Annotated in this window: 3 protein-coding genes; 1 reads left to right on the top strand and 2 read right to left on the bottom strand. The window is 46.0% G+C overall.

Features of this window, described 5'->3' with window-relative positions; all coding sequences use genetic code 11:
- Positions 1-222 precede the first annotated feature (222 nt).
- Positions 223-4,035, top strand: a complete 3,813-nt coding sequence (locus QZ918_RS18460; protein ID WP_293337439.1) for a glycoside hydrolase family 2 protein — start codon at positions 223-225, stop codon at positions 4,033-4,035.
- 437 nt (positions 4,036-4,472) lie between these two features.
- Here QZ918_RS18460 and QZ918_RS18455 read toward each other — a convergent pair whose 3' ends face one another.
- Together QZ918_RS18455 and QZ918_RS18450 are read right to left on the bottom strand one after the other, a co-directional pair.
- Positions 4,473-4,718, bottom strand: coding sequence for an HNH endonuclease (locus QZ918_RS18455; RefSeq protein WP_293337437.1), 246 nt, complete (start codon positions 4,716-4,718; stop codon positions 4,473-4,475).
- Positions 4,715-5,170 carry a KGK domain-containing protein gene (locus QZ918_RS18450; RefSeq protein WP_293337435.1) on the bottom strand — a complete coding sequence of 152 codons (456 nt, stop codon included), beginning with the start codon at positions 5,168-5,170 and terminating at the stop codon, positions 4,715-4,717. Before QZ918_RS18450 ends, QZ918_RS18455 begins: the two co-directional genes overlap by 4 nt.
- Positions 5,171-5,342 lie beyond the last annotated feature (172 nt).

The following is a 5,342-nucleotide window of genomic DNA, read 5'->3' as shown; positions in this document are numbered from 1 at the left end:
CTCAGTCTCGTCCTTGAGCTCAGATAAGGCTCGTTCGATCCTCAAGAGCGGATGTTCTTCTCTCATCCTTCTTGTTTCAAAGTCATTCTCCCCCTCTCCCCCTCTCCCCCTCTCCCACTCTCCCCTTTCTGCAATCCTCGAAACCAAGCAATTGATGCGCGCAGCAGCTTATGATAAATGAATCGACAAACTGGATAAGTTGATTTCTGGGAGGAACTTACGATGAATTACAAGCTGGCAAAAATTATCGGATTATTTTTCGCAGCCGCCATCGTCTTCGGATTCATCGGTTATGCGGTGCAAAATCCCAACTCGGTTAGCAACTCAGTAATGTCGATCGGCTTTCCCAATCTTACCCCAGCTACCGCCAGCGCGATCGACAACCAGCGCAACCAAATCTATCTCAACGGCACCTGGCAATTTGTCCCAGCCACAGGCAACCCCCAAAGTCCCCCCGCCTCCCCAAATTGGGGCTCCATCCAAGTACCCGGAGACTGGCAAGAAGAAAAAAACGAATTCATACCCGGAATCATCACTCGCGGCACCGGCAAAGACTGGGAAAACTTCAACAGCAAACAACTATCAAAAGCTTGGTATCAGAAAAAAATAGACATTCCCGGCGACTGGAAAAACCGCCGCATTTTTATCGACTTAGCCAGAGTCAGCACCGATGCAATTATCTTTGTCAACGGCATTAACTGCGGTCAAATCGAATGGCCCTACGGCAATATCGAAATTACCAAAGTAGCCAAACCAGGTCAAAATACCATATCTATTTTAGTCGCGGCAGTCTCCGACGAAAAAGACAAAGCCGTGATTATGAGTCCCACAGAAATATACACCACAAAATCCAATCTGCAATCGCGGGGAATCATCGGCGAAGTCAGGGTTCTTAGCGTAGCCCCAGGCCCGCTAGTTAGCGATGTCTACGTCCAAACTTCCACCAGAAAAAAGCAAATTAAATTAGATGTAGAACTCAAAGACATTACCCAAAACGGTCAAGTTCAACTGATCGCGCAAATGCTCGATGAAAAAGGCAAAGTCGAACAAAAATTTACAGGCACTGCAACCGTTCAAGCCAAACCAATTCAAACCGTAAAAGTCCAATGGGATTGGCCAAGTCCCCGCCTTTGGGATGCCGGCAAACCCAACCTTTACACCCTGCAACTAGAAGTAACAGGCAGCGGCGTAAAAACGCAATATCACCAACCCTTCGGCTTCCGGGAATTTTGGGTAGAAGGACGCAAATTTTTCTTAAATGGCACCGAGTTTCGCCTGCGTCCCACCTTGCATTCCGATACTTGGGAAGGTGGCACAGTAGAAGTTTCAGACAGTTTAATAGACGGCTATGTAAAAGCTGGTTTCAATATAGCAGAAATCTGGCCTTGGAATCACGACGAACGGGGTAGATGGCACTTCCGAGAACTATTTTCCGAACGCGCAGATCTCAAAGGTTTTCCAATTATGGCTCCCGCATTAGATATTACTCCCATAGCTTGGAGCGAACAGTGGAATAACCGCCAAATTATCGATCGCTGGAAAGGGCGAATGACAGCAGAAATGCGCCGCTACCGCAATCATCCCTCAGTATTAATGTGGGCGACAAGTCCTAATTATTTCGGCAACGGTGACGACCAAAATCCCCGCCGCATCGGCAAGAAAACAGTAGAAGGAACAATCGGCCCCGTCGAAGACCAGCGTTTGCGGGCAAAAACCCCCCTGGGAAATGAAGCTTTTGCTGCCATGAAATCTGTAGACCCAACCAGACCTGTAATGGTACATCAAGGTGGCACTTTTGGCGATGTTTATTCGCTAAATTCTTATTTAAATGTGATGCCGTTGCAAGAAAGGGAAGAATGGATTTCAGAGTGGAGCAAAACCGGAGAAATGCCCTACATGGTAGTAGAATTTGGCACGCCTCTGCACGCGACCATGATGCGGAACCGCCAAGGTTTTGATAAGGTGATTGTTAGCGAACCTTGGATGACTGAATTTGCAGCAATTTACTTTGGCAAACAAGCTTACGACTTAGAAACTCCCACTTATAAACGTAAAATTCGCGAGCAATTTGTCAAGGATATGCAGTATAAAAGCTGGCACATGAGCAAGGATTTAGACTTTGCACCTGCTTTTCAAAAGTTGCAGTATTTATTCAGTACGAATACTTGGCGGACTTGGCGGACTTTTGGAATGTCTGGGGGCATGATTCCTTGGCAGCAAGGACACGGTTGGGATGTTTCGGATGCTGGCAGAACCAAGGTAGATCTGGGAGGATTTCAATCGGGTCGCCGAGGTGTTTATTTGAAGCAAGTGTCCAACAATCTGATGCATCATTTGCAGCCAGAAGCTTACAAAATTTATCCGGCAGGGGAGGCAATTATGAATAATAACGGCCCGACTTTAGCTTGGATTGCTGGTGCTAATCAGGCTTTTGCTGCCAAAGATCGCAGCTTTTTTGCAGGCAGCAAATTGGCTAAGCAAATAGTATTAATTAACGATACGAGAGCGCAGCAAGATTTTGCAGTAAATTGGCGAGTTATGGTCGGGGGAGAAGAGGTAGCAACTGGGGAGAAGAAGGGGAAAATTGACACGGCAGGCACGCTATTTTTCCCAATTGACGTGAAATTGCCAAATACAATTTCCAGCAAAGCTGACGGCGAAATTCGTTTAACTGCACGAATTGGCGATCGGCCGCATTCTGATACATTTCCTTTCCGGGTGTTTGCCGCTCAAACCAAAGTCAAGGATACGCTGACAATCTTCGATCCAGTTGGCAAAACATCGGCCATGTTAAAGCAGTTAGGTTATAGTCTGGTTCCTTGGAATGGCTCGCAAGTTTTATCGCTATTAATTATCGGTCGGGAAGCCTTTTCTAGCGGGCAAAATTTACCAGGAAATTTGGAAACTTTCGTGCGTAACGGCGGCAAAGCAATGGTGTTTTCTCAGCGCCGGGAATGGCTGAAAAACATGGGTTTGCGGGTTGCCGAACACATCAGCCGCCGCGCCTATCCAGTTGATAGCAGCCATGCAGGAATTAGCGGTTTAGATGGTGAAGATTTGCGGGATTGGATGGGGGAAAGTACGCTGCTTGAAGCTTATCCAGATACAACTCAAACTGGATCGAGATTGAGTCCAGCAAATATGCCTTGGTACGGCTGGCATTGGGGAAATCGCGGCGCAGTCAGCAGCGCTTCAATTGAGAAGCCACACCGCAGCGGTTGGCGGCCAATTTTGGAATCTGAGTTTGATTTAGCTTATTCCCCGCTGATGGAATTGGATTATGGAAAAGGGCGGCTAATTTTAAACGAGTTGGATGTGGAAGACCATTATTCTGTAGATGGTGGGGCAGCGCAATTAGTCCAGCAACTTGTGAGTTACGGGATGAATTCTCCGCTGGTTGGAAAGCCAGATAAGGTGGTTTTAATTGGGGGAGACAAGGATGCGAAGAAGTTGGACAGTTTGGGGGTAATTTATCAGCGGGCTAATGTGCTTTCTCAGGATGTTGGTTTGGCGATTGTGGGTGCCGAAGCGAATCTGAAAGATGCAGATTTGCGTGCTTATTTGAATGGTGGCGGGAATGCGTTTTTCTTGCCGCGTCAAGTACCTGTTGCGGGTTTGGGCGTGGGTTTGCAGCAGGCGAAGGATTTCGGAGGTTCGCTGGCGGTGCCAGTTTGGGATGAGATGAAGGGGCTTAGCGGTTCGGATTTGCGATCGCGCTCTTTTTATGATACTTGGTTGATTAAGTCTGGGGGAGAAATCGGTGCTGACGGTTTGTTAAGCCGGGTTGCTGTAGGTAAGGGCGTGGCGATTTTCTCTCAAATTGACCCGGATAGTTTGAATGCTGATGCTAAGACTTATTTGCGTTTTACTCGCTGGCGGCAAACTCGGGCAAATGCTCAGATTTTGGCTAATTTAGGGGCGAGTTTTAAGGCTGATGGTGCTGTATTTAACGGTTCGAGTCAGGAGTTTTATCACCCGGATTATAAGACAGATTTTGAGAATGGCGACGATCCTTATCGGTATTATAGATGGTAGAATTTATAAGGTTTGTAGTGAGGACTTTAGTCCGCATAGGGTCAAAATTTCTTGGAACGGACTGAATTCCGCACTACAAACAAATAATAGAGGTTTGTAGTGAGGACTTTAGTCCGCATTGGGTCAAAATTTCTCAGAACGGACTGAAGTCCGCACTACAAACAGATAATAGAGGTTTGTAGCGAGGACTTTAGTCCGCATAGGGTCAAAATTTCTCAGAACGGACTGAATTCCGCGCTACAAAAAGATAATAGAGGTTTGTAGTGAGGACTTTAGTCCGCATAGGGTCAAAATTTCTCAGAACGGACTGAAGTCCGCACTACAAACAGATAATAGAGGTTTGTAGTGAGGACTTTAGTCCGCATTGGGTCAAAATTTCTCAGAACGGACTGAAGTCCGCACTACAAACAGTCATTTCTATCTCGATAAAACTAATATTATAAGTCAAAGTGTCGCCGGAATCGGGGGTCTAGTTTGTCGGTTTTCCGTTGGTTGCAGGCGAGGCAGAGGGTTTGCAGGTTGCTGATGTCGTTGCTGCCGCCGCGGGCTAGGGGGATGATATGATCGATCGACAGTTGGGTTTCTTGTTTGGTTTGCCCGCAGCTTTGGCACTGGTATTTGTTGCGAGTGAATACGTATTTTCTGACTTCTGGCGGAATCGGGATTCTAGGGGTTTTAGTCATGAATTGTTCGATTGATTTTCATGGTTTAGTAGTTGGCGGCGCAAATCATCGAGGGGTGATTCTGGGTGGCTAGTTTCTAATTGATTGTTTTCTGGTGTTTCTTCGACTTCGGGTTCGTCTGGGCAAAACTCTACAATGACTCTGATTTTAACTTTACCTTTTTGCCAACCTTTAGCCCCAATTTTTAAGATTTCACAGTCTATACCATCACCAAACCATTTTTGTTCTTCGTAACAGTTAAGCTGTGAATTATATTTACGGGTATTTATTGCTAATCCTTGAGTTGTGAATAACTCCGTAAGTGCATTTTCTAAGTGACAATTAGTTGCTGATTGCATTACGTGGGTAAGCGTACCTACTTTGAACATTGTAGAACCAAAGGAACAAACATCATCATTTCCGTAATTTTCTAGAAAAATATGTTTTTGCATATTGAGTGTTGATTTTTTCAAAATACTCTATTAACAATTATCAGGTATCGCCTCATTTTTGGCAAGAATCCCGGCGAATAGAATTCGCGGCTATACAAACGATGTCCGCCTCCGCGGACTAAGAATTAAGAATGTCTTCAACCCGCGGAGGCGGGTTTTGTCTGTGTAGCCGCGATTTCCAATCGCCGTAATT

The sequence above is a fragment of the Microcoleus sp. CAWBG58 genome, from assembly GCF_020883045.1.
Taxonomy (GTDB): Bacteria; Cyanobacteriota; Cyanobacteriia; order Cyanobacteriales; family Microcoleaceae; genus Microcoleus.
The sequence above is the reverse complement of the archived record's forward strand: the minus strand, read 5'-3'. Positions and strand labels throughout refer to the sequence as shown.

Coding starts and splice junctions, on each gene's coding strand:
- QZ918_RS18460 (WP_293337439.1), top strand. CDS start 223: ATGAATTACAAGCTGGCAAAAATTATCGGATTATTTTTCGCAGCCGCC.
- QZ918_RS18455 (WP_293337437.1), bottom strand. CDS start 4,718: ATGACTAAAACCCCTAGAATCCCGATTCCGCCAGAAGTCAGAAAATAC.